Here is a 22,815-nt window from a genome sequence, read left to right as displayed (position 1 = left end):
CATCCGGAGGCTCAGCATCCGGAAATAGGCCGTGCGCCGCGCCGATAACGGCCGGCGCCCGGTCGAGGTTAAGGACCCATCATGCAGCAGTTAATGGACGGCATATTTCTCGGCTCGATCTATGCCCTTTTCGCCATTGGTTTCACCTTGGTATTCGGCGTATTGGACCGGCTGAACCTGGCCCACGCTGCAGTGTTCTCAGCCGGGGCTCTCATCGGTATTGAAGTGGTGACCAACCTAGGGCTTTCCATCTGGCTGGCCATTCCCGTGGTGATGGTGGCCGGAGCGATCCTGGGTGTACTCATTGAGCGCATAGCCTTTCGGCCGTTGGCCAAGCGCCATGACGCTCATTTTGCCGGGCTCATCTCCTCGATAGCCTTTGGTGCGATTATCCTGGCCCTGCTCCAAGCACGGTACGGCCCAGATACGCGGAGGTTTCCGCCGGACTCGTTCCCCGACACCCGGTTTGAGTTCCTGGGAGCAACTGTTTCCCTGCTTCAGGTAGTGATCCTTGCTATCAGCATCTCGCTCATGCTGATCCTGACCTGGATGGTGGCGAAGTCCAAGCTCGGCCGGGGCATGCGAACTATCGCGGAGAACCCACATGCGGCCTCGGTGCTGGGATTGAATGTCAACCGGATTACCACGGCCACTTTTGCCATCTCGTCTGCCCTCGGCGCAGTCGCCGGTGTGCTGTTCACCCTCAATGTCAACGCCGCCTCGTTGGGCTTGGGCCACTCGGTGGAGCTCAAGGCGCTGGCGGTCATTATTGTTGGCGGCATGGGTTCGCTGCCCGGTGCGCTGGTAGGCGGTTTGATACTGGGCCTGGCGGAAGTTTATGCCGTCAACTACGTCGGTTCGTCCTGGCGGGACATGGTGGCGTTCGGCTTGCTGTTTCTGATTTTGATTCTGCGACCTCAGGGACTCTTCGGCGCCCGTAAGACTCGGGAGGTCTAAGGCCATGTCTGAATACTCCGCTCTGATCACCATCATCGCCCTCACGGCGATTTTGGCCTACAGCTTCTACGCCGTCCTGCTCGCCGGGCAATTGAGCCTGGCCCAGGTAGGACTGGCCTCTTTGGCAGTTTTCACCGCCGCACTGGTAATTCCAGAAGAGCCCCTGTTTGGCTTCATCCCACCGCTGCTCGTCGGCATCGTCTTCGGCATGTGTATTGGCATGATCGCCGCCTTCATCCTTGGGCTGCCAGTGATCCGGCTGCGCGGAGTCTTCCTGGCCATTGCCACGCTGGCCTTCGCGGAAATGGCTCGAATCTTCCTGATCAATCAGACCTGGACCAACGGCGCACAGGGAATGTCTTTTCCGAAGCTCGTTGGGCCCGTGATCGCGTGGACCGCAGTGGTGGTGGTTGCCTACTGGTTCTGGCGTTTGGCCGGATCCAGGCTGGGCCGCGCTTTTGATGCCATCCGCGAAGACGAACTCGCCGCCGGTTCCATGGGGATCAATGTTGCCCGGTACCGGATGGCCTCTTTTGTTATTGCGGGCGCTATCTCGGGTCTGTATGGCGTGCTGTTTGTGCACTTCACCCGGTTCGCCGACCCCAACGATTTCTCCTTCACCGCCGCCGTCGATGGCCTGGTGACCGCCGTAGTCGGCGGCGTGACCTTGTTCATTGGTCCGGCGCTCGGCGCGGTGTTCCTGTCCGTGCTGCCGGAACTGCAGCGCACCCTTGGTGTCGACGCCGGTTGGATCCGTCCAATGATCTCTGGCGTGCTGCTACTACTGGTGATCCTCTTTCTGCCCGGCGGGCTTTCCAGCCTGGTCCCAAGGCGCAAGTCGGCCCGAAAGCTTCTCACCGTTTCGGAGCTACTTCCGAAACTGGCTGCGCTGCCGGACACAGGCACCGAGGTTGTTCGGCTGAACGCGCTGGGCAAGTCCTACGGTGGCGTTCATGCTGTTCGTGGAGTGGACCTAGAGCTCAAAACGGGCGAAGTCCTCGGGCTGATCGGTCCCAATGGTGCTGGCAAAACCACCCTGGTTAACATGGTGACGGGACTGACCCAGCCGTCCAACGGTACTGGCACCGTGCTCGGTATCGAGCTGACCAGCCGCACCAAACCGCACAGCCTAGCCAAGGCCGGCATTGCGCGCACCTTCCAGCAGATCAAGCTCTTCAATCGGCTTTCAGCCCTGGAAAACGTTCTGGTGGGCGGCTACCGAATTGGCAAGGACACGCTCCTGCGACGGCTGATTTTCCTGCCGTCGGCGCGTCGGGATGAGCAAGCAGCACTGGCCATGGCCTCTGCTCAGCTGGTCCGGGTGGGACTTGGCGAGAAAGCGGCAGCGGCTGCCGGCGACCTCTCCTATGGAGATCAGCGGCGCCTAGAAATCGCTCGTGCGCTCGCATCGCATCCCACGGTGCTCATCCTCGATGAGCCAGCTGCTGGCATGAACCATGTGGAGGCGGCCGGGCTTTCGGAGCTCATCCGCTCCCTCGCGGCGGACGGAATTGCCGTGCTGGTGATTGAACACAATGTGCGGATGATGCTTCAGACCTGCGACCGGATCACTGTATTGAACTTTGGCGAGGTGATCGCGGTTGGTGAACCGGCGGAGATCGCCCGTAATCCACAGGTGTTGGAGGCGTACCTTGGTTCCGCTGCGGATGACGACGGCGACGGCGACGACGGGCTCAGCTCTCGCGTGGTGGAGGAACTAGCCGACGCCGCGGAGCATCCGGAGAGTACTAATCAACGAGCCGATACGGCTGGACCGGAGGGCACTCGATGAGTACGCCAATTCTCAGCGCCGAAGGGCTGCAGATCAGTTACGGCCGGGTCGACGCCGTTCGCAACGTCTCCTTTGAGGTCCAGGCCGGATCTCTGGTCACCATGGTCGGCGCTAACGGCGCGGGTAAAACCTCCGTGCTGAACGCGGTCTCCGGCATGCTTCGCCCGCGCAAGGGCGTGATCCGGTTCAAGGGCGAGGACGTCACCCGCTGGCCCTCGCACCGTCTGGTGAAAGCCGGCCTGGTTCAGGTGCCCGAGGGCCGCGAGATCCTGGGTACTCTGACCGTTGCGGAAAACCTCAGCCTTGGTGGGTGGCACCGAGGCAGCACGCTGAACCGCAATATCGACCGAATGTATGAACGCTTCCCGGTTCTGAGCGAGCGGCAAAAGTTGCAGGCTGGTGCTCTTTCTGGCGGCGAGCAACAGATGCTAGCCATTGCCCGGGCGTTGATTGCCGAGCCTGAGGTGCTGCTGCTCGATGAGCCGTCGATGGGCCTGGCGCCGAAGATCGTCGATGACATCTTTGCCGTGATTGAGGAGATCCGCAGTAACGGGACCACGGTGGTGCTCGTGGAGCAGAACGCCCGTCGGGCTCTGGCCGCAGCGGACTTCGGCTACGTCATGGAGACCGGCGAGATTTCGCACTCTGGGCCGGCACAGGAGCTGCTCGCGGATGAGAAGGTCATTGAGGCGTACCTCGGCTTGAACTAGCTCACTTGCGGGTAATCACGTCGTCGCTGTTGAGGATCACGAAGTTGTGATCCTCGGTCAGCACGTTCAAAAATCCCGAGTCGACACTGAGAACGTATCCAACGTGGTGCCGTTCGTGGTTTTGATCTCTTCCTGGGGTACCCACGGTGTCTGGACGAGGGCCGCGATGAGCAAGACGGCTATGCCGGCCACCCAGCCAACACTGGCCATGGCCCGGGAAAACGCGCGGCGCACGGGACTTTCCTTTGGGAGAATGCGGATCAGTGCGAACGTCCCAAAAACGGCCGCTGTCGCTAACGGCAACCACCACAGGTGAAAACTGGTTGTCAGGGCGATCAGCGTGACGATGCTCAGGATAATGGACAGCAACATCACCGCCTGATGTTTGCGGACCGACCACAGATACGTGGCGACCAGAAGGGGGAGAACGCCAATCAGTAGTATCGCCACCAGCAGGTACCCGGCCATTAGCGTTCCGACAAGGAGGGCCAGACTGTCGCTCACGCTCAGCGTGGTACTCACCAAGAACGCCGTGTTCCAGTCATACCCGGACACGGCCATGATCCGCAGAACCAGGAACATGAATCCCCACGCCGCCGCTGGCGCAACGACACCAGCGTAGCGACGGGGAACCTCGGTAGAGGCCCCAGATCCTACGGCGATCTTCTTGTCATTGGCGTCGGGTGCGGCAGCGGTCATGGGAAGAGGCTACTGCTTCTGCGTTCGCGGTAGCGACAGGAATTCGACGACACGTTCCGGATCACTGGACGAAAAGACCATGTCCCTCTCGCCGTGCTGGAACTGGACACCACGACCAGATTGCATGATGAGCCCGGTCATCCCCGGTCTGGACCTCAGCCCTACGCCGCCGAACGAAGCAGCGTTTACATCAACTGGTCGTATGTTCTGAACTTCGGCTATCGGGATCTCATACTTTCGAAATGGCACCATGTTCAGCAATACGATCGATCCATCGAACGAAACATCCAACCGCGGAACGTAGACGATGAGCGCGGCAAGAACGATTGTTCCCGCACCAACCGCGATCAATAAGACCATTTCACCAGTCTCCGATTTTGAAGCGAATGTGGAGATGACTATGGCTGCCCCACAATGATAGAGCTTCCCATGATCAGGAGCTCCGTAGGCCCACCAAACCTCGTGGTTTCGAGTTTCTGCATCACTTTTGATCCGTTCTAGACGCACGCTCGCCGCTGCCACGATGCTCGGTTAGTTCTCAGCGGGCTTTCCACCGGGCCAGTGCCACGCCCGCCAATATTGCACCCAGTCCGCCGACTGCGAGGTCACCGATTGTGTCGTCGTACCCCACGTGTATTGCCTTCGTGATGTAAGCGTTGCCTGCCCATTCGATGAATTCCCAGAGAACTGCCACCGTGATGCCCAAAGCGAAAATCAGGACCACAATCGAACGGGCTGGAAGCGACTTTCCGGTGTTGCTGCCCGGAGTGACGTCCGTTTTGGCGAGGATCAAGTACAGCACCGCGGCTGAGGATCCTACTGTAATGAAATGGACCAAGAGGTCCCACCATGAAATTGCTCCGTATAACCCCGCGATTCCGCTCCAGGTGGCTACGAAGATGGTGATGCAGAACGCGGTGTCGAAAGGTCCTGCCAGTCGGGCAATGCGGGGGATCAACAAACCGAGGAGCATAACGGTCAAGCCCAGCGTTTCGGGTAGCCCCAACCGGAAGGCGCTGAACACGATACTTGCCGCGGCCAGGACTCTAACCGCGTCCCCGATGGGGCGGCTGCGGTTATGGCCAGCGTGGGCCTCGGTGGTGGTTTCTGCTGACATTGAGGATCGCTCTCGTGCGTGGGTGCGGACAGAAGCGGCCGGCCCATGGCAGGGCCTGCCGCTTCTTATATTAGATGTGTTCTAGCTGTCGGCGTCCAGTGACGTGTCCACGTTCGTGGCTTCGATGTAGGGCTCCCCGTCCCAGTCCTCGTAAGCCTCATCGTCTAGATCGACGCCCATCTCCTCCTCCACGGTGGGAAGGTCGAAAGCTTCCTGAACGGTTCCGGTCACCCCGACGGTAAGCCCGGAGGTCACCTCGGGCAGCTCCGTGTCGTGGACTACCAGCAGGGCTTCGACCGTGGTGTCGTCGGTGCCAGCGATCGTGAACGACATAGGCGTGAGGATCTCATTGACGTCCGCCGAGACGGTGACTTCCTCCCCGACGTAGGTATCCATCTCGTCGTAGAACGTCTGGTCATAGACCCCGTCATACGCTCCAGCAGCAGCTGCTGCGTCGTCCTCCTCGACGACGTCCTCGACATCCGTGCCTTCCTCGGTACCCGAGGTGCTGTCACAGCCCACAATGCCAAATGCGGCGATCGGTACGATCGACATCGCGGCGGCCTTCTTCATCCATGTGGTTTTACTCATTGCGTTCACGACTCCTTCTTGGGTTTGAGCCCGGCGGCGTATCCGGACCTTCTATCAATTGGATTGTGCTGCGCCTCGACATAACCGTAAGCACGCTTGGTTTCGTGTTTCAAAGCGTGTGATGGAAGCGTTATCGGATCACGGGGGCCTTAGTTTTTCTGTAACCAAATCTTCACTGCGCTGATATCTTGCCGATTCTGATCATTGGCGGAAGCGCGGAAGTATCCCGTGTCGGGCTTGCACTAAACGACTCGGCTTCCAGATCCTCGTTGGCCCAGTGACTTGTCCTACAACTCAGGAACGCACGGACCCCTGCCAATGCGGGCGAGGCCAGCACGGTCGCCGTCGCCAAGACTGATTGTTGAGTTGGCGCCCCCATACATGAGCTGCGTTGGATCGTTCACGTGACCGAGCCCGAGCACATGGCCCAGTTCATGCGTGACCACACTGCGAACCGCACTGGCGCCGCCGGGGCGCAGCATTACCTCCGCCAACTGCGCAGTGTCGAGATCGATCTGGCCCGACACAAACACCCACGGACTGTCGACCGCTTTATGCGGCTGGCCGCCACCAAGACCAGCAACTGAACCCGTGAGGTCAGGGATCTCCTCCGGACTGGACCAAGCTATCAACACCGGAGCCCACCGATCACCGTATCTGTCTGGTTGGTACGGTGATCGTTCGTCGCTCGACTTCTCGTCTGTTTCGCCGTCATCAATGAAGCGAAGGCCCGTCGCGGCAGAGATCTCAGCGACGGCCTCCCGGATAACCGAGTCGCCGCCCGGCAAACGGGACTGCCCGCTCACCACGTAATGAATCGGACGGCACGGGTCGAAGGCAATGAGTGACTGCTCAGGGTCCGGAGATGCCTGTAACCGGTACTGGTCTGAGCCCAACCCTTCGGGCGGCATCCCCAGCGGCGAATCAGATGCTTCGACGCCTGCTGGTGGACCGTCTGCGCGCGCCGAAGCCGCTGGTGGCAGTAGCCGGTCGAGTGCTCCTGGGGCGACATATAACACCGTAATGAGCGCAAGGCCAACGCCGGTGGCAATCCCGAGCGGAAGCCGCCGTCGTACTGTCTTGGCTTTTGGCCGCTTCCGCAACCGGTGGTTGGGCGCTCCGATATGAAGAGCGGGCGGCCGGAGTTGGGCCTGGTGGCGTTCAAGATACTCGTCGAGGGCCCACTGTGGTACCCGGCCGCTGCGTGTACGCCGAGGGCCATCAGTCACATCATTATCGCCGTGCGTCATTCATCCCCCAGGTGGCCGTTCCGACGAATCCCCGTCTCGTCGTCGTAGAACAGCATAGGCGCTGGATCAGTTCGCCGAGCGGGCCAGGAGACGCCGCCCCCATTCGGGTGGCTTGTGAATTAGTGAAATATCCGAGGCTAAGGTTTTGCGGATCGTCGTAGTGGCCTGCACCTGCCAGGTATATGTGTGCTGGTGCTGGGGTGTGCCTCCTAATGCTGTGCTCCAGATGATGACGGCGTGCAGGACGGCCACTGTGCGGTAGGTGAGGGGCCAGTTTGTCGTAGGTACCAGTTTGTCGTAGGTAACAGGCCGTCCCGGGTTAGCGCTGTTGCGGCCGTGATGCTTCCACACGGGCTTCCACGACCCGAATGGGAAGGGAGATCCCGCCATGGAATACCTGCCCGGCGTCGGACCCGAGTTTGGCCTCGAAGGTGGCTCGGACATCGATTTCGGGCAGCACGCCAAAGCCCTGATCCGAGAGGACTTCGCGGGTCCGGGTTACTGCTTCCCCGTAGGCAGAGCGACGGTGAAGGTGTGTGCGTAGCTCATTGTTGTGCTCCTTCATCGGTTTTCTCATTGATGCAAAGGACTGTGGGGCCGCTGTGCTACCGGGCTTCGATCAGGCCCATCATCCCGCTGTCCTCGTGGTCGAGGATGTGGCAGTGGTAGACGGTTTTGCCGGTGAAGTCATCGAAGGCGATCCGGACCCGGACGCTGCTGCGGGCCGGGACGTTGACCACGTCCTGCCATGCGGGGCTGTCCACGGGCCGACCGGCTTGTTCGATGATCTGCATCGGCCATACGTGCAGGTGCACGGGGTGGTCCATCGGGCTGGTGTTCCTCAGGGTCCATTCCTCGATGGCACCGGCGGGGACCGTGGTGTCGACCCGGGCTGGGTCGAAAGGCCTGCCGTTGATGGTGAAGTTCATCATCCCCGACCCGGTCCGACCGCCCATGCCGCCGCTATTCATTCCCATATCCATGCCCATGGCGAAGACCAGTTCCCGGTGTGCAGTCACAGGGGCGGCCCGCAGGTCCCGCGGTGCCAGCTGCGCTGGGACCGGTCCCAGCGCAGCTGGCGGTGCGCCGGCAACGGCCAGGGTGGCCAGGACCGTCCCGTCCGGGCCAGGCTGGGATTGTCCGCCTCCGTTATGGCGGCCCATCATGGATCCCATGCCGCCCCTGTCCACTGGCAAGGTGCGAAGTACGGCGGTCCCGGCCGCGGTGGTGACGAGCAGGTCGGCCCGGTTGCCCGGGGCCAGCAGCACCTCGTCAACGTCCCTGGGACTCTGGTAGCGGCCGGAATCCAGGCCCAGCAGCTGCAGGTGCTGGCCGTCCAGGCACAGTTTCAGGTACCGGGATGTGCAGGCATTGATGATCCTCCACCGCTCACGCTCGCCCGGCCGGGCGGCCAGGGCCGGGTTCAGCTGCCCGTTGACCAGGACCAGGGCACCTTCCCGGCCCATCATTTTCTCCATCGCCGACACGGCCGCGATGGAGCCCCCCTCGGTGAGGGAGATGTCCGAGATGACCAGGACCCGTTCCCGGGTCACCGGCACGGGCTGGGAGTCCTGGACGATGATCGCGCCGTACAGGCCGCCGAAGAGCTGGTCGGCAACGCTTCCGTGGCGGTGCGGGTGGTACCAGTACACGCCAGGCGGATGGTTCGCCGGCAGCCGATACTCATAGTCAAAGGACGTACCCGGTTCGACTGAAACCAGCACGTTGTCGCTGTTGCCCCGCGGGGAGACGTGCAGCCCGTGGACGTGCAGATTGGTCGGATCTGCCAGCCTGTTCTCCAGCGTCACATTCACCCGGTCCCCGGGCCGCAGGAACAGGGTGGGCCCGGGCAGGGACTCGTTATAGGACAGCGCAGTGGCATCCCAGCCCGCGATCGACACACGCCCCGAGGCCGCTGAAAGTTTCACCTGAAGCCGGCCATCTGCACTGTGCAGGGCCTGGGGTTCACTCAGGTCCTGGCCACCGGCGGTTTGGAAGCTTGTGCGCCCTGGCCCCCACAACAGGCCTGCTGCGCCCGTCGCGGCGGCCGCAGCACCCGCACCACCCAGGATCAGGGCACTGCGGCGGCTGAGAGGTTGCATCAGGAGTCGTCTCCGAGGACCTTGAGCCGCTCACGGTATTCTTCTGTGCTCAATTCTCCCTTGGCGTACCGTTCGTCCAGAATTCGTCGGGCGGCACTGGCGCCCCGGGCGGGGCCGTCCGTGCCAGGGCCCTCCCCACTGCCAGTTCCGCCACGGTTCATCCCGCCGGAGAAAAACCGCGCGGCAAGGATCACCAGTAGCACGATACCGACAATCAAGAGCGCCCCGAACAGCCACGTCCAGCCCATCATCGAACCGTATCCACCCATCATTTTCCTTCTCCGTTTCTGTGACATGAATCGTTGTCCTGCCGGCCGCCTCGGGAGTCGTGGCAGTTCGTGGCGCGACCAGCGTAATGATTGTCAATAATGACCCTGCCGTATTGGACCCTAAACGGCCGGTCGGAACCGGTATGCGGCACAGTGACGCCCTCCTGTGTTTGGTTTTCGGTTGGTTGCGGCCCAGGCGAGGGACAGGAAGAGTTTCTCGAGGTCTTTCGTATTCATGCTGGCATCTTCTTTGGTGACGCACTGCACGAGTCCGCTGACGATGATAGAAAATCCTGCTCGGTCCAGTGCCTTGGAGACCGCTGCGAGCTGGGTGACGATGTCCTTGCAGCCCCGGCCCTCCTCGAGTATGCGGGTGACAGCGGCAAGCTGCCCCTGGGCCCGTTTGAGACGGTTGACGACCGGCGTGAGTTCTGTCGAATCGAGTTCCATGGCGGGCTCCAAAGCTGGGTGGGTGCCTTACGAATTCTATACCTTGGAGGGTAAGACAGTTAGTGGTGGGCCGCCTGCGTCCAGCCGGACACGGACCGTTTGCAATATACCCCCCTGGGGTATATGCGTTATGAATAGAGAAACGGACTTGCAGTACTGGTTTGAGGCCGAACGCGACGCGATGGCCCGGGACCTGCACGACGTCGTCGCCTCCCACCTCTCTGCCATCGCCCTTCACCCCGGAGGCGCGCTCGCCACCGCACCGGACACGGGTAAAGACCGTGCGGCACTGGAACAGGTGCGCCGGTCCGCCCTGGAATCGATGACGGAAATGCAGACGATGATCGCGCTGCTGCGCTCGACTGACGAGGAGAGGGAGCCCGACGACGACGCCCTGCTGCCACGACTCTCACACCTGGAACCCTTACTCAGCACCGCCCGCGCAAACGGGCTGGAGGTCAGTCTGCAGGATCGGCGGCGGGGAGATGAGGCCGGCGCCGCCGTCGAACTCGTGGGCTACCGCATTGTGCAGGAAGCGCTGACCAACGCCGCCAAACATGCCGGGGGCAGCACTGTGGTGGTGGCGCTCGCGGACGACGACGGCGAGCTCACCGTTACCGTGCGCAATACGCTCGCCGTGCGCACTACGTTGACGGAGCGCGGCACGCTAGGCGAGCGCGGCAGTGTTGCCGCGACACCGGGCCTGGGCATGGGGATGGACACGATGCAGGAACGGGCGCAGGCGATCGGCGGAACCGTGCACGTTTCAGCCGACGATGATGCGTGGACAGTGACCGCTGCGCTGCCAGTACCGCAGCGTGCGGCGGTGGGGAAGTGACGGAAGCAGGTGCTGCCCTGCGGGTGCTGATCGCCGACGATCACGCGGCTATCCGCACCGGACTTCGGTACATCCTGGAATCCTCCGGCGGGATCGACGTCGTCGGGGAAGCGAACGACGGCGCGACGGCGGTGCGACAGGCGGCCGCGCTACGCCCCGACGTCGTCCTCATGGATGTGCGGATGCCGGGCATGGATGGGATCGCGGCGACTCGCTCGGTGGTGGCCGACGGGCTCGCGCAGGTTCTGATTCTCACCACGTTCGATGTGGACGACTATATCTTCGGTGCCCTTCGCGCTGGGGCCGCCGGATTCCTGTTGAAGACCGCCGAGCCCGGAGTGCTGGTCGCCGCCGTGCGTAGCGTCGCGGCCGGTGACGCGGTGATGGCGCCGGAAGCCATGCGGCGCGTGTTGGATGCTTACGTTGCATTGGATCGTCGTGTCGCCGGGCCGTCGGGCGACGGTTCCGGTGTGGCAGGCGTGGACTCTGGTGCCGCACGTGGGGGACCGCCGTCGTCGGGCGCTTCCGTCTTGCGCGAAGAATTAACCGCACGTGAAACAGAGGTGTTGGTACTGATCGCCGAAGGGCTGTCCAACCGACAGATCTCCGGTCGGTTGCAGATATCTGCGGCGACTACCAAGACCCACGTCTCGCGCGTGCTGGCCAAGTTAGGCTGCGCCTCTCGCACTCAGGCCGCCATCGTTGCCCGGCAGGAGGGGCTCGTATAGATAAAACGGCCAACCAGCATCGATAGGATCGAAGCATGGGCCACGAAGCGAGTCTGAAAAGTACAGTGGCTCTGTTCGATCTGGATGGTACATTGCTGGACACTCCCCGCGCGATTGCCGGCCAGCTGGTAGCTGCGGTTGAGCACGTCACCGGCAATCGGCCAACGTTTGAGACGGCACACAGCCTCATCGGGCTGCCATTGCCCGAAATCTGCGCAACCCTGTCAGGTCTTGCGAATGATCCCGCCGTCCAGGCGATCGTCGCGCGATACCTGGAGCTCTATCGCGCCAACATTGTTCCGGCCGCCGCTGGGCTACTGTTTCCGGGCGTCGAATCTGGTCTTTCCCGGCTTGCCGACAGTGGGATCGACATGGCAGTGGTCACCAACAAACAGAGCGACAGCGCCAAGCTCATCCTGGACGCCGCCGGGATCAGCAGGTACTTCACCACCGTCGTCGGCGTGGACGAGACAGAAAGAGCGAAGCCGCACCCCGATCCCGCATTGTTGGCGCTGAACCGCATGAGGACGGTTGCCTCGTCGGCAGTCATGGTCGGCGATACGCCAACGGACATGAACATGGCCCGGGCTGTACCCATGCGGAGCATTGCCGTGACCTACGGTGTAGCTACCGAGGAGAAGCTCAGGGCGTGCAAGCCGGCCGCCGTCGCAACAACCTTCAGCGAAGTGGTCTCCCTCGTCGAGTCTTTCCGGTGGGAAGCTAAGCCCAAGCCTGCTTGATCAGATCCGAACAGCGTTCACCGATCATCATGGTGGTGATGTTCGGATTAACACTGGTCAAGGTGGGCATCACAGAGGCATCGGCAACTCGAAGCCCGGTAACGCCCTTGACGCGCAGCTCAGGATCCAGCGGGGACGAAGCGTCGCCCACAGCACCCATCCGCACCGTTCCGGCCGGGTGATACACGGTGTTGTGCGTCTTGGAGATGTACTGCGCCAACTCCTCATCCGACTGCGCGTGAGCACCTGGGGCTAGCTCCTCACCGGCCCAGTCCGCCATCGCCGGTTGCGAGACGATCTCGCGTGCCTTACGGATTCCGGCGACCATCACCCGCATGTCATGCGGATCGGTAAAGTACTGCGGATCGACCTTCGGTTTGTCCCTGAAATCAATGCTGCGCAGACGCACAGTCCCTCGCGAGCGAGCCTGCGTGACATTCGGCGTCAAGCAAAAGCCGTTCTCCGTGGTGGGGTATCCCTGACGCATCGTATGCATATCGAACGGCACTGACCCGTAGTGGAACATCAGATCCGACCGGTCCAGCCCGTCCTCGGTCGGCGCGAAGATGCCGATCTCGAACCATTGCGTGGATTCGGTGACCATGGGCTGCTTGGCCTCCCACTGGATAATCCCTTCGGGATGGTCCTGCAGGTTGGAGCCGACGCCGGGGGAGTCCACTCGCACGTCGACCCCTATCTCACGCAGATGCTCGGCAGGCCCGATTCCCGAAAGCATCAGCAACTTCGGCGAGTCGATCGCCCCGGCTGAGAGCACAACCTCGCGGCGTGCCGTTATGGTGCGGGTGCGCAGGAGATCTTCGTTGAGGACGTCAACGCCGGAGCAACGGTTGTCGGCATTAAAATTCAGCTTCTTTGCGCGCAGCCCAGTCAGCAGCTGCAGGTTCTGCCGGTCCAGGATTGGATGTAGGTAGCTGACCGACGACGAGGATCGAACGCCGTCTTCGCGCACATTGATCTGGAAGAAATTTGCGCCGTTGACCACCGTCGTATTGTCGTTGAACTGCACCCGGGGTATCCCTGCTTCTTCGCAGGCATCCAGCAAGGCCACACCGCACGGGTCCGACGGCGGAATGTTGCGGATATACACGGGCCCGTCCTGGCCGTGGTGGTCACCGGCGACCGCATTGGTCTCCAGGCGTTGGAGCAGCGGATACGTTGATCCCGCGTCCCAGCCTTCGGCCCCGTCAGCGGCCCAAGAATCGAGGTCCTCACGCGGCGGCCAGAAGGCGATACACGAGTTGTGGGACGAACATCCGCCAAGCACTTTGGCCCGTGAGTGACGCATGAAGGAGTTGCCCTGCGCCTGGTCTTCGATCGGGTAGTCCCAGTCGTAACCGGACTCCAGTAGTTCCATCCACCGGTCCACCCGCAGGATGGCGTCATCACCGACGTCGGAGGGTCCCGCTTCGATCAGGGCGACGCTGACATTTTTGTCCTCGCTCAATCTCGCTGCAGTAGCCGCGCCAGCGGATCCGCCGCCGATGACAACGTAGTCAAATTCGTCCTGATTCATGTCGCTATCCTGCTCTTTCCCTCTGCTCCGCGTAATGTCCGGTCGATGTGCTGAGTCGCGCTACGCGCTGAACCAACCGGTCACTGCCGGACGCAAATTCTGGTAAATGTGCTTGGACTCCTGATACTCGCTCAAGCCCGTGGGCCCGAGTTCGCGGCCAACTCCGGACATACCCATGCCGCCCCACTCAGCCTGCGGCAGATACGGGTGGAAATCGTTGATCCAGACGGTGCCGTGGCGGAGCCTGCCAGCTACCCGTTGAGATTTTCCAGCGTCCTGGGTCCATACCCCGGAGGCCAAGCCGTAGGAGGTGTCGTTGGCAATGGAGACCGCTTCATCTTCGGTGGTGAAAGTCTCCACCGTGACCACCGGACCGAAGCCTTCTTCCACGACCACGGACATCCCACTGCGGGCACCATCTAAGACGGTGGGCAGGTAGTAATAGCCTGATTCGAGTTCGCCGGTTCCCCATTCACCGCCGCATCGAAGCACCGCGCCTTCGTCGATTCCGGCCTGCACGTAGTCGGTGACTTTCTGTCGATGGTCAGCCGAGATCAGCGGTCCAGTTTCAGCCGCGTCATCGAACGGCCCGCCAAGGCGAATGTTCTTGGCCCGACGGACCAGTTCATCGACGAAACGGTCATGGATCGATTCCTCAACCACCAGACGTGCACCGGCTGAGCAGACCTGTCCGGAGTGCACAAAAGCGGCATTGAGCGCATTGTCGACGGCGGCGTCGAAATCGGCGTCCGCAAAGACCACGTTCGGGTTCTTGCCACCCAGCTCCAACGCAACTGTTTTGACGGTCGCTGCGGCGGATGCGGCGATGATCTTGCCGGTGGACAACCCGCCCGTGAACGAGACCATATCCACATCGGGGCTCTCCGATAATGGCGCGCCAGCAACGGCTCCGGCACCGAGCACCAAGTTAGCGACGCCCGCCGGAACACCGCAGTCAGTGAGGAGATCCATCAGGAGCATCGCCGTGTGAGGGGTCAATTCACTCGGCTTGAGAATAAACGTATTGCCGGCAGCCAGGGCCGGGGCCACCTTCCACGCCGCCTGCAGCAACGGGTAATTCCACGGTGAGATCAGCCCGCATACGCCCACCGGTTCGTAGACGATCCGGCTGACGACATCCTCGCTGCCCGCGTCGACCATCCGCCCGGCATCCAGTCCCGCGAGCTTGCCGAAATAATCGAAGCAATTGGCTATATCGTCCATGTCGATGCGGCTCTCGACTATTCGCTTACCGGTATCCATTGACTCGGCGTGGGCGAACTCTTCCTGCCGGCTACGCAGACCGGCAGCCACCTGCAGCAAAATCGCACCACGTTCGGGCATCGGTGTGCGGGGCCAGGGCCCTGTATCAAAGGCGCGCCGGGCAGCGGCGATAGCACGAACTGTATCTTTGGTACCAGCCTCGCTGACCGTATTGACCAGGACGTTATCAGCTGGACAACGGATCTCGCGGGTGCCGCCCGCTTCTGCCGCTGTCCAGACGCCGTCGATGAAAAGAGTTTCCGGGTTCGTCATGCTCATCCTCCTGGGAAGCAACGTCGAGTACCTTCATCTTCTCAGGTTAGGTGCCTATTTTCACGTCGTGGATTAGTCTCGGACCTCGTGTTAAGCTCGGCAAAGCATGAGCCAGAGACTATCTCTGAGCGATTGTGCACGAGCTCTAATAAAATAGTCCACAGTCAGGAGCACACAAACTGATGAGTGATCTTCATCCGGGACCCGTTGATCAAGCGGACAACGCATCAGGTGATGAGCCGCTCAAGGGGTCAGCACCGGTCCGTTGGCCGGTTTTCATCGCATCGATTGTCGGTGTGCTTGCCATAGCCATCTGGACGCTGACCGCGCGGGAACAAGCGGAGGCGGTCATTGGCGAGCTCGTCGCTTTTGTCTCCACCAGTTTCGGGTGGTTCTATATTCTGCTGGCCACCGTGATCTTGGTCTTCGTCATTTACCTGGGGCTGTCCCGGTTTGGGCACGTGCGGCTTGGTCCAGATCACTCGCGACCAGAGTACTCCACGTTCGCCTGGGCCTCGATGCTTTTTGCGGCTGGCATCGGCACCGACCTGATGTTCTTTTCCGTATCCGAACCGGTCTCCCAATACCTGAACCCACCTGTTGGCCAAGGCGAAACCGTTGATGCTGCGCGGGAAGGAACCGTCTGGACACTGTTCCACTACGGAATTACCGGCTGGGGCATGTACGCGCTGATGGGTATGGCACTCGCGTATTTTGCCTATCGGATGAACCTGCCCCTCGCTGTGCGGTCTGCCCTCTACCCGCTGTTCGGTCGGCGCATCAACGGCCTACTCGGTCACACAGTGGACACGGCAACCGTGCTCGGCACGATCTTCGGGGTCGCCACCAGCCTGGGAATCGGCGTGGTGCTACTCAACGCCGGATTGAACATCATCTTCGGCATTGCCATCGGTACGGCTGCGCAAATCGGGTTGGTGGCGCTCGCAGTGGTCATGGCCTCCATCTCGGCCACCACTGGCGTGGACAAGGGCATTCGTTTCCTTTCCCAACTCAACGTGATCCTGGCCATGCTGTTGGCCGCTTGGGTACTGATCACCGGCCAGACACGTTTCCTGTTGGATGCAATCGTCATGAACGTTGGCGATTTCATCAGCATGTTCCCCGGCATGACAATGCAGACCTTCGCGTTCAGCGACGTCGATGAGTGGATGTCACTGTGGACCCTGTTCTTCTGGGCCTGGTGGGTTGCCTGGGCGTCCTTTGTGGGCATGTTCTTGGCTCGCATCTCTCGTGGACGGACGATTCGTCAGTTCGTGCTCGGAACCTTGATCATTCCCTTCAGCTACATCGTGATGTGGGTGTCAATCTTCGGAAATGCTGCCCTGGCACGTGTTCGCGGCGGTGATGAGGAGTTCGCCGACACGGTAGCTTCCGGAAGCGGACTGGGGTTCTTCAACCTGTTGCAGCAGTACCCGTTGTCCGGGGTGGTCATTGCTGTCGCCGTCTTCGTCGGTCTGCTCTTTTACGTCACGTCGGCGGACTCCGGAGCCCTGGTCATGGGCAATCTGACTTCGCGCCTACGCAGCGTCCAAGAGGATTCAGCGCCGTGGCTACGCATCATCTGGGCTGCCACCACGGGCCTGCTGACAATCGGCATGCTCCTCGTGGGTGGGATCACCACGCTTCAGTACGCCACGATCATCATGGGCCTACCGTTCTCAATTATCTTGATCTTGGTGATGATCAGCCTTTGGAAGGCTTTGCAGGTTGAAGGCCAGCGTGTCAGTACTACTACCGGAACGAGGGCCCATGTTCTCGCGGCACGGGTCGAAGGCCGCGAAACCTGGAGAACGAGGTTGTCCAGGATGACCAATTTCGTTACCGCCACGGACGCCAAGCGCCATCTCGATGAGGTCGTGTTCCCGGCCCTGCAGGAAGTCGCCGATGAGCTCAACGAGCGGGGTGTGCCAGCCCAACTCGTGGCAGAAGACGGCGAGAGATCTGGGGCCCGTTTGAGCACTGATGCCGTGACGTTCCCGTTTGTTTATCTGGTAAAGCTCGAAGTCGTTCCCGTGCCAGCTTACGGCGGCCGGATGGTCGGAAGCCGAGACCAATACGCACGCCTCGAGGTCCATCTGTCAGATGGTGGTCAGGGCTACGACGTGATGGGCTTCTCCAGCACCCAGCTGATCCACGACTGCCTGGATCACTACGAACGGCACGTGGAATTCCTGCGGACAGCTGACTAGGAACCCGGGCCGCTGTCGCGCTGGACTGCAGAAACGTGGCGGACCTGCAGATACGCGGTTGCGCCACCACGCGTCTGCAGGTCCGCCACGTTTCTGCGGGTGTAGTTATCGGGAACCGATCAGGACGCCGGCACAGCCTCAGCGTCGGCGTCCGCCTTGGCATCAGGGTCCTCCGCAGGCCCCGCGAACTGGGACATGTACAACCGGTAGTACGCGCCGCGGGCCTCTAACAGGACGTCGTGGTTACCTTGCTCTACGATTCGGCCAGCCTCCATGACCAAGATGGTGTCGGCGTCGCGGATCGTGGAGAGCCGGTGGGCGATCACAAAGCTGGTCCGCTCCGTGCGCAACGCCGCCATGGCGTGCTGGACCAGGGCCTCCGTGCGCGTGTCCACTGAAGACGTGGCTTCGTCGAGAATGAGCAGTGACGGGTTGGCCAGGAAGGCGCGCGCAATCGTGATCAGCTGCTTCTCGCCGGTTGAGACGTTGGTGCCTTCGTCGTCGATCACGGTGTCGTAGCCCTCCGGCAACGCCTTCACAAAGCGGTCCACGAAGGTGGCCTGTGCCGCCTCGAACACTTCCTCGTCCGTGGCATCAAGCCGGCCGTAACGGATGTTGTCCATGATCGAACCGTTGAACAACCATGCGTCCTGCAGCACCATTCCCACCTTGGACCGTAGCTCGGCACGCGATAGCGCCGTGATGTCCACCCCGTCCAGGGTGATGGAACCGCCGTCGAGCTCGTAGAAGCGCATCACCAGGTTCACCAGCGTGGTTTTGCCGGCACCCGTAGGCCCAACAATCGCGACCGTGTGACCGGGGTGTGCCTCAAAGGAGAGGTCCTCGATCAGCGGCTTCGCGGCGTCGTAGGAGAACGAGACATCTTTGAACTCAACGTGGCCCTCAGTGCGCGCCGCCAGATGCGAGGTAGGTGTCTCGGGATCCTGCTCTTCAGCATCGAGCAACTCAAACGTACGCTCAGCCGAGGCGACGCCGGACTGAACCTGGTTGGCCATACCGGCAATCTGCCCCAGCGGCTGCGTGAACTCACGCGAGTACTGAATGAATGCGGTGGCATCGCCCAGGCTCATCTGCCCAGACGCAACCCGCAGACCACCCATGACCGCGATCCCAACGTACGCGAGGTAGGAGACGAACTGCATGACCGGGAAGATCGTGCCGGAAACAAACTGTGCCCCGAAGGAAGCCTTGTATAGTTCCTCGTTCCGCTCATCGAAACGCTCCACTGATTCGTCCTCGCGGCCAAAAACTTTCATCAGGTCGTGGCCGGAGAACGACTCCTCGATCTGTCCGTTCAGCGAGCCGGTTGCTTTCCACTGCGCGGCAAACAGGCCCTGCGCCCTGCTGCCGATTACCCCCGCGGCGACGGCCGAGAGCGGCAGCGCAATGAGGGCGATCAGCGCCAGCTGCCAGGACACGATGAACATCATGATGATGATCCCGACGACGGTCAGCACCGACTGGATCAGCTGCGAAAACGCCTGCTGGAGAGCCGTCTGAATGTTGTCCACATCATTGGTCACTCGGGAGAGCAGATCGCCGCGCTGCCGGGTATCAAAGTAGTTCAGTGGCAGCCGATTGAGCTTGTCCTCAACGTCCTTGCGCAGCTTGTAGACCACGCGCATGACCAGCTTGTTCAGCAAGAACCCCTGAGCCCAGAGGAAGACGTTGGCAACAAAATACATCGCCACCACGATCAGGATAATGACGCCGAGTTCCTGGAAATCGATTCCCTGGCCCGGGATCAGGTTCATTCGGCCCACCATATCCGCAAGGTTCTCCTGTCCCTGAGCCTCCAGCCCCTGAACTACTTGCTCCTTAGTGGCCCCGGCTGGCATTTGCGATCCAACCACGCCGGAAAAGATGACGTCCATGGCCTGGCCAAGAATTTTCGGAGCGATGACCGTGAGTATCACTCCGGCGCCAACGAATAATAGTACGGCGGCGATGCCCGCCTTCTCGGGCGCGAGAAGGCCAACGAGGCGCTTGGCCGAGGGCCAGAACTGTCTTGGCTTCCGAATGGACTGCTGGCCGCCGAAACCGTCATCCATCGACATATCCGCAAAATCTTCATCCGGTTCGACGGCGGTGGCCAGCGCCACGGTGGCGGCTGCTTGCGCGATTGCTTCCTCCGGTGTCGCGTCCGGTGCTTCGCCCGGCTTACGCCAGGTGCGCCGTGCCTTCTTGTTCTCTTCCATCTAGACCACCTCCGCCGCACTGATCTGGGATTCTACGATTTCTTGGTATGTCTGCGAGGACTCCAGTAACTCCTGGTGGGTGCCACGGGCCACAATCGCGCCGTCGTCGAGCACCAGGATCTGGTCTGCATCAGTGATGGTGGAAACGCGCTGGGCAACGATGATCACGGTGGCGTCCCGGGTTCTGCCGTGCAGGGCTGCGCGGAGCCGCGAATCAGTGGTGACATCCAAGGCGGAAAACGAGTCGTCGAAGAGATACACCTTGGTTTTGGCGGCCAGGGCGCGGGCAATGCAGAGTCGCTGGCGCTGACCGCCCGAAACGTTGGTACCACCCTGGGAGATGGTGGCCTCGAGGCCTTGCTCCTTTGCCCGGACAAAATTTTCAGCCTGAGCAACGCGCAGGGCGTCCCAGAGCTCTTCGTCGGTGGCCTTCTCTGCGCCGAAACGCAGGTTGGAGGCCACGGTCCCGGAGAAAAGGTAAGGTCGTTGCGGCACGGTGGCGACGCGTTCGGAAAGTTGCTCCCGGGTGAGGCCAGACACAGGGATCCCGTCGATGAGTACCTGGCCTGAACCGGCGTCGTACAGACGCGGTATGAGGTTCAGCAGCGACGTCTTGCCGGAGCCGGTGGACCCAATGATGGCCGTGGTCCTGCCCGGCTCGGCTGTGAAGCTCACGTTCTTCAGCACCGGCTCCTCAGCACCGGGGTACCCGAAAGTCACGTTTCGGAATTCCACGGTGCCGTGCAGAGGTGCGTCGACAGTGGGGGTTTCTGGATCTCCGAGTGAGGGCTTGACCTGCAGGACCTCGTCGATGCGCTCTGCGCAGACCGCCGCACGGGGGATCATCATGGCCATGAACGTGCCCATCATGACGGCCGTCAATATCTGCAGCAGGTACTGCAGGAAGGCGGTCAAGGATCCAACCTGCATTTCGCCGTCAGCAACGCGGTGGCCGCCGAACCACAGCACAGCGGCGGTGGCCAGGTGCAGGATCATGCCGATCAGCGGGAACATCAGAACAAAGAGCTGGCCAACCTTCACGCCGACTTCGGTCAGGCGCTGATTCGCGGTATCAAATCGCTCGGTCTCGTAAGGTTCACGGACGAAGGCCCGCACGACACGGATGCCGATGATCTGCTCGCGCAGCACGCCGTTGATGGCATCGATGCGGTCCTGCATGAGACGGAACAGCGGTATGAGGAAGCGGATGAGGATGCCAACGATGACAACCAGCACGGGGACCGAGACCCACACGAGCCACGAGAGCCCGGCGTCCTCGCGCAGCGCCATGATGATGCCGCCCACGCACATGATCGGTGCCGACACCATGAAGTTCAGCCCCATCAACAGCAGCATCTGGACCTGCTGGACGTCGTTGGTGCCGCGGGTGATCAGGGTAGGGGCGCCGAACTGATTGACTTCACGCGAGGAAAAGCCAGCAACGGAATGGAAGACGCCGCGGCGGATATCCCGGCCCACAGCCATCGCGGTGCGGGCGCCGAAGTAGACGGCGGCCAGCGCCGTGAGGACCTGCGCGAACGCAACACCGAGCATCAGGACGCCGATGTCCCAGATGAGGCCAGTGTCTCCCTGGGTCACGCCCTCGTCGATGATGCGGGCGTTCAAGCTCGGTAAGAACAGGGTGGCGATAGTGGTAGCGAGCTGAAAGATCAGCACCCCGATGATCCACGGGCGGTAAGGCTTCGAATAGGTGACGATGAGGCGCAAAAGCATGCAGTAATGTCCTTTTCACGGTCCGCACCGGACGCTGGGTCGCGCCGGAGGGAAGTGGCTCGATCGGCTGCGGCGGATCGGGCCACAGGCCACATTACGCGGGGGCTCGGACAATTCAATCGCTCTGGAGGATGACTTGTGATCGGTGCTCGTGCGACGCCCGGGGACGTCGAACGCCACCTGCGCCACGTTTCTGTGCGGGAGCCGACGACCGCAACTAGTGTGGCGTAAGCCCGTAACGGCATCGTACTGAATTGGTACCATGGGGCATGGCGATCAATGTAAGGCTCCCTCTGGACCTCGACCGTCAACTGGATAAGGTGGCCGCAGCGGAGCACACCTCCAAGCATTCCCTGTTGCTTCAGGGCGCGCGTCTCATCATTGAGCTTCATGGCAGGAGACAGGAGATCAGCGAAGGCCTGAATTTTGTTTTGTCCCATGATGCTGAGCTTCTGACTCGACTCGAAGACGCGTGACTCAATATCTGACACTCGATGATGCGCTTCGCGTCATCGCATATCCCGCGCTAGAAGAAAAAGCTGCGGTCCTCTTGGAATCCGGCGCACGGATTCCTTGGGAACAGAGCGCACGATCCATTGCCCACTACCTTGCCGCGGGATCCCGATAAGCATGTGGTGGGACATGCTCCTCGCGGTCCTTGGCGGGCTCGTGCTTCTGTACGCGATCCTCCTGATCCTGCTCTGGGCGTATGCGCGGAAGCATCCGGAAACAGTCAGTATGAAGGACGCGCTCCGGCTGCTGCCTGACCTGCTGCGACTCATCAAACGGTTGGCTGGTGACTCATCGATTCCCGCAGGAGTGCGGATCCGCCTGGTACTCCTGCTCGTGTACCTGGCATCTCCTATTGATCTGGTGCCAGACTTCCTGCCCGTCATCGGTTATGCCGACGACGTCGTCATAGTCGCCTTAGTGCTGCGCTCCGTCGTCCGACACGCAGGCGCCAGCGCGCTTGAGCGGCACTGGCCCGGCACCGCGCAGGGGCTGGACCTCATTAAAAAGTTGGCGGGAACCACCGCTGCCCAATAGAAACGTGGCGGAGGTGCAGGGACGTGGTTTCGGCACCACGCAGTTGGACCTGCGCCACGTTTCTGTGCCGGGCGGCAAAGACACCAGGCGGCAACGCAGCTATTGACCGTCGGCGAAGTCCGCACCAGTAGCCGCAACTACCGTGGCCGCTACTGGCCGCTCCTACTCTGGATTTTTGGGCTGTCCGCTAGTTTGAGCCAGACGACTCCGCCGATAATGACGGCCAACCAGAAAGCCTTGGCCAGTGTCATCGTCTCGTCGAAGAACACCGGACCCAAAAGGTTAGATTCGC

The 22,815-nt window shown here is 61.4% G+C and carries 22 protein-coding genes and 1 pseudogene; 10 read left to right on the top strand and 13 right to left on the bottom strand.

Annotation, left to right across the window (positions count from 1 at the left end):
• Positions 1 to 81: 81 nt before the first annotated feature.
• Genes JOE65_RS00540 through JOE65_RS00530 form a run of 3 tightly spaced genes read left to right on the top strand, consistent with a single transcriptional unit; the run spans position 82 to position 3,459 of the window.
• Positions 82 to 957, top strand: coding sequence for a branched-chain amino acid ABC transporter permease (locus JOE65_RS00540; RefSeq protein WP_205161417.1), 876 nt, complete (start codon positions 82 to 84; stop codon positions 955 to 957).
• Between the two features lie 4 nt (positions 958 to 961).
• Entirely contained in the window at positions 962 to 2,749 is a 1,788-nt protein-coding gene (locus JOE65_RS00535) for a branched-chain amino acid ABC transporter ATP-binding protein/permease (protein ID WP_205161416.1), read from the top strand.
• The gene (locus tag JOE65_RS00530; RefSeq protein ID WP_205161415.1) at positions 2,746 to 3,459 is read left to right on the top strand and encodes an ABC transporter ATP-binding protein; all 714 of its coding nucleotides are present in this window, start codon (positions 2,746 to 2,748) and stop codon (positions 3,457 to 3,459) included. The genes JOE65_RS00535 and JOE65_RS00530 overlap by 4 nt, the downstream gene beginning before the upstream one ends.
• 66 nt (positions 3,460 to 3,525) lie before the next feature.
• Here the strand turns inward: JOE65_RS00530 and JOE65_RS00525 are convergent, their stop codons facing one another.
• The 9 genes and pseudogenes from JOE65_RS00525 to JOE65_RS00485 all read right to left on the bottom strand — a co-directional run.
• A complete protein-coding gene (locus JOE65_RS00525) occupies positions 3,526 to 4,158 on the bottom strand; it encodes a hypothetical protein (protein ID WP_205161414.1) in 633 nt (210 codons plus the stop codon).
• Positions 4,159 to 4,167: 9 nt separating this feature from the next.
• Positions 4,168 to 4,518 (bottom strand): hypothetical protein, encoded by a 351-nt coding sequence (locus tag JOE65_RS00520; protein WP_205161413.1) that lies wholly within the window; start codon positions 4,516 to 4,518, stop codon positions 4,168 to 4,170.
• Between the two features lie 178 nt (positions 4,519 to 4,696).
• The gene (locus JOE65_RS00515; protein ID WP_205161412.1) at positions 4,697 to 5,275 is read right to left on the bottom strand and encodes a DUF2238 domain-containing protein; all 579 of its coding nucleotides are present in this window, start codon (positions 5,273 to 5,275) and stop codon (positions 4,697 to 4,699) included.
• Between the two features lie 81 nt (positions 5,276 to 5,356).
• On the bottom strand, positions 5,357 to 5,866 hold the full coding sequence (locus JOE65_RS00510; RefSeq protein ID WP_205161411.1) for a hypothetical protein: 510 nt from the start codon (positions 5,864 to 5,866) through the stop codon (positions 5,357 to 5,359).
• A 287-nt stretch (positions 5,867 to 6,153) separates the two neighbouring features.
• On the bottom strand, positions 6,154 to 7,116 hold the full coding sequence (locus tag JOE65_RS00505; RefSeq protein ID WP_205161410.1) for a matrixin family metalloprotease: 963 nt from the start codon (positions 7,114 to 7,116) through the stop codon (positions 6,154 to 6,156).
• A gap of 319 nt (positions 7,117 to 7,435) precedes the next feature.
• Positions 7,436 to 7,681 (bottom strand): hypothetical protein, encoded by a 246-nt coding sequence (locus JOE65_RS15380; protein WP_205161409.1) that lies wholly within the window; start codon positions 7,679 to 7,681, stop codon positions 7,436 to 7,438.
• Between the two features lie 40 nt (positions 7,682 to 7,721).
• Complete coding sequence (locus JOE65_RS00495; protein ID WP_205161408.1) at positions 7,722 to 9,218, bottom strand: multicopper oxidase family protein; 1,497 nt, start codon at positions 9,216 to 9,218, stop codon at positions 7,722 to 7,724.
• Positions 9,218 to 9,514: an SHOCT domain-containing protein gene (locus tag JOE65_RS00490; RefSeq protein WP_239536564.1), complete on the bottom strand. Its 297-nt coding sequence runs from the start codon at positions 9,512 to 9,514 to the stop codon at positions 9,218 to 9,220. Before JOE65_RS00490 ends, JOE65_RS00495 begins: the two co-directional genes overlap by 1 nt.
• A gap of 168 nt (positions 9,515 to 9,682) precedes the next feature.
• Positions 9,683 to 9,937, bottom strand: a pseudogene (locus JOE65_RS00485) (metal-sensitive transcriptional regulator); the annotation flags it as partial.
• Positions 9,938 to 10,067: 130 nt separating this feature from the next.
• Between JOE65_RS00485 and JOE65_RS00480 the strand changes: the two are divergent.
• From JOE65_RS00480 to JOE65_RS00470, 3 genes are read left to right on the top strand one after another with little or no spacing between them, the layout of a single operon-like run.
• Positions 10,068 to 10,775 (top strand): sensor histidine kinase, encoded by a 708-nt coding sequence (locus tag JOE65_RS00480; RefSeq protein ID WP_205161406.1) that lies wholly within the window; start codon positions 10,068 to 10,070, stop codon positions 10,773 to 10,775.
• Positions 10,772 to 11,503 carry a response regulator gene (locus JOE65_RS00475; RefSeq protein WP_338021511.1) on the top strand — a complete coding sequence of 244 codons (732 nt, stop codon included), beginning with the start codon at positions 10,772 to 10,774 and terminating at the stop codon, positions 11,501 to 11,503. Before JOE65_RS00480 ends, JOE65_RS00475 begins: the two co-directional genes overlap by 4 nt.
• Positions 11,504 to 11,538: 35 nt before the next feature.
• A complete protein-coding gene (locus tag JOE65_RS00470; protein ID WP_205161405.1) occupies positions 11,539 to 12,243 on the top strand; it encodes an HAD family hydrolase in 705 nt (234 codons plus the stop codon).
• Here the strand turns inward: JOE65_RS00470 and JOE65_RS00465 are convergent.
• Positions 12,224 to 13,777, bottom strand: coding sequence for a GMC family oxidoreductase (locus JOE65_RS00465; RefSeq protein ID WP_205161404.1), 1,554 nt, complete (start codon positions 13,775 to 13,777; stop codon positions 12,224 to 12,226). The two genes, JOE65_RS00470 and JOE65_RS00465, sit on opposite strands and share 20 nt — an antisense overlap.
• A gap of 60 nt (positions 13,778 to 13,837) precedes the next feature.
• Complete coding sequence (locus JOE65_RS00460) at positions 13,838 to 15,313, bottom strand: aldehyde dehydrogenase family protein (RefSeq protein ID WP_205161403.1); 1,476 nt, start codon at positions 15,311 to 15,313, stop codon at positions 13,838 to 13,840.
• 182 nt (positions 15,314 to 15,495) lie between these two features.
• On the opposite strand from JOE65_RS00460, the gene betT reads away from it, so the two are divergent.
• On the top strand, positions 15,496 to 17,523 hold the full coding sequence (gene betT / locus JOE65_RS00455; RefSeq protein WP_205161402.1) for a choline BCCT transporter BetT: 2,028 nt from the start codon (positions 15,496 to 15,498) through the stop codon (positions 17,521 to 17,523).
• A gap of 119 nt (positions 17,524 to 17,642) precedes the next feature.
• Here betT and JOE65_RS00450 read toward each other — a convergent pair whose 3' ends face one another.
• Positions 17,643 to 19,742 carry an ABC transporter ATP-binding protein gene (locus JOE65_RS00450; RefSeq protein ID WP_420827477.1) on the bottom strand — a complete coding sequence of 700 codons (2,100 nt, stop codon included), beginning with the start codon at positions 19,740 to 19,742 and terminating at the stop codon, positions 17,643 to 17,645.
• Complete coding sequence (locus tag JOE65_RS00445; protein WP_205161401.1) at positions 19,743 to 21,476, bottom strand: ABC transporter ATP-binding protein; 1,734 nt, start codon at positions 21,474 to 21,476, stop codon at positions 19,743 to 19,745.
• A gap of 269 nt (positions 21,477 to 21,745) precedes the next feature.
• On the opposite strand from JOE65_RS00445, the gene JOE65_RS00440 reads away from it, so the two are divergent.
• Genes JOE65_RS00440 through JOE65_RS00430 form a run of 3 tightly spaced genes read left to right on the top strand, consistent with a single transcriptional unit; the run spans position 21,746 to position 22,523 of the window.
• Positions 21,746 to 21,952 (top strand): ribbon-helix-helix domain-containing protein, encoded by a 207-nt coding sequence (locus JOE65_RS00440; protein WP_239536563.1) that lies wholly within the window; start codon positions 21,746 to 21,748, stop codon positions 21,950 to 21,952.
• Entirely contained in the window at positions 21,949 to 22,104 is a 156-nt protein-coding gene (locus JOE65_RS00435) for a hypothetical protein (RefSeq protein WP_205161400.1), read from the top strand. The genes JOE65_RS00440 and JOE65_RS00435 overlap by 4 nt, the downstream gene beginning before the upstream one ends.
• A gap of 2 nt (positions 22,105 to 22,106) precedes the next feature.
• On the top strand, positions 22,107 to 22,523 hold the full coding sequence (locus tag JOE65_RS00430) for a YkvA family protein (RefSeq protein ID WP_205161399.1): 417 nt from the start codon (positions 22,107 to 22,109) through the stop codon (positions 22,521 to 22,523).
• Positions 22,524 to 22,815 lie beyond the last annotated feature (292 nt).

This window comes from Arthrobacter roseus (assembly GCF_016907875.1).
Classification (GTDB): Bacteria; Actinomycetota; Actinomycetes; order Actinomycetales; family Micrococcaceae; genus Arthrobacter_J; species Arthrobacter_J roseus.
This window is presented reverse-complemented; position numbering and strand designations above follow the sequence as displayed.

Coding starts and splice junctions, on each gene's coding strand:
- JOE65_RS00525 (WP_205161414.1), bottom strand. CDS start 4,158: ATGACCGCTGCCGCACCCGACGCCAATGACAAGAAGATCGCCGTAGGA.
- JOE65_RS00540 (WP_205161417.1), top strand. CDS start 82: ATGCAGCAGTTAATGGACGGCATATTTCTCGGCTCGATCTATGCCCTT.
- JOE65_RS00440 (WP_239536563.1), top strand. CDS start 21,746: ATGGCGATCAATGTAAGGCTCCCTCTGGACCTCGACCGTCAACTGGAT.
- JOE65_RS00535 (WP_205161416.1), top strand. CDS start 962: ATGTCTGAATACTCCGCTCTGATCACCATCATCGCCCTCACGGCGATT.
- JOE65_RS00445 (WP_205161401.1), bottom strand. CDS start 21,476: ATGCTTTTGCGCCTCATCGTCACCTATTCGAAGCCTTACCGCCCGTGG.
- JOE65_RS00515 (WP_205161412.1), bottom strand. CDS start 5,275: ATGTCAGCAGAAACCACCACCGAGGCCCACGCTGGCCATAACCGCAGC.
- JOE65_RS00450 (WP_420827477.1), bottom strand. CDS start 19,742: ATGGAAGAGAACAAGAAGGCACGGCGCACCTGGCGTAAGCCGGGCGAA.
- JOE65_RS00460 (WP_205161403.1), bottom strand. CDS start 15,313: ATGACGAACCCGGAAACTCTTTTCATCGACGGCGTCTGGACAGCGGCA.
- JOE65_RS00430 (WP_205161399.1), top strand. CDS start 22,107: ATGTGGTGGGACATGCTCCTCGCGGTCCTTGGCGGGCTCGTGCTTCTG.
- JOE65_RS15380 (WP_205161409.1), bottom strand. CDS start 7,681: ATGAAGGAGCACAACAATGAGCTACGCACACACCTTCACCGTCGCTCT.
- betT (WP_205161402.1), top strand. CDS start 15,496: ATGAGTGATCTTCATCCGGGACCCGTTGATCAAGCGGACAACGCATCA.
- JOE65_RS00490 (WP_239536564.1), bottom strand. CDS start 9,514: ATGTCACAGAAACGGAGAAGGAAAATGATGGGTGGATACGGTTCGATG.
- JOE65_RS00510 (WP_205161411.1), bottom strand. CDS start 5,866: ATGAGTAAAACCACATGGATGAAGAAGGCCGCCGCGATGTCGATCGTA.
- JOE65_RS00480 (WP_205161406.1), top strand. CDS start 10,068: ATGAATAGAGAAACGGACTTGCAGTACTGGTTTGAGGCCGAACGCGAC.
- JOE65_RS00530 (WP_205161415.1), top strand. CDS start 2,746: ATGAGTACGCCAATTCTCAGCGCCGAAGGGCTGCAGATCAGTTACGGC.
- JOE65_RS00520 (WP_205161413.1), bottom strand. CDS start 4,518: ATGGTCTTATTGATCGCGGTTGGTGCGGGAACAATCGTTCTTGCCGCG.
- JOE65_RS00495 (WP_205161408.1), bottom strand. CDS start 9,218: ATGCAACCTCTCAGCCGCCGCAGTGCCCTGATCCTGGGTGGTGCGGGT.
- JOE65_RS00470 (WP_205161405.1), top strand. CDS start 11,539: ATGGGCCACGAAGCGAGTCTGAAAAGTACAGTGGCTCTGTTCGATCTG.
- JOE65_RS00505 (WP_205161410.1), bottom strand. CDS start 7,116: ATGACGCACGGCGATAATGATGTGACTGATGGCCCTCGGCGTACACGC.
- JOE65_RS00465 (WP_205161404.1), bottom strand. CDS start 13,777: ATGAATCAGGACGAATTTGACTACGTTGTCATCGGCGGCGGATCCGCT.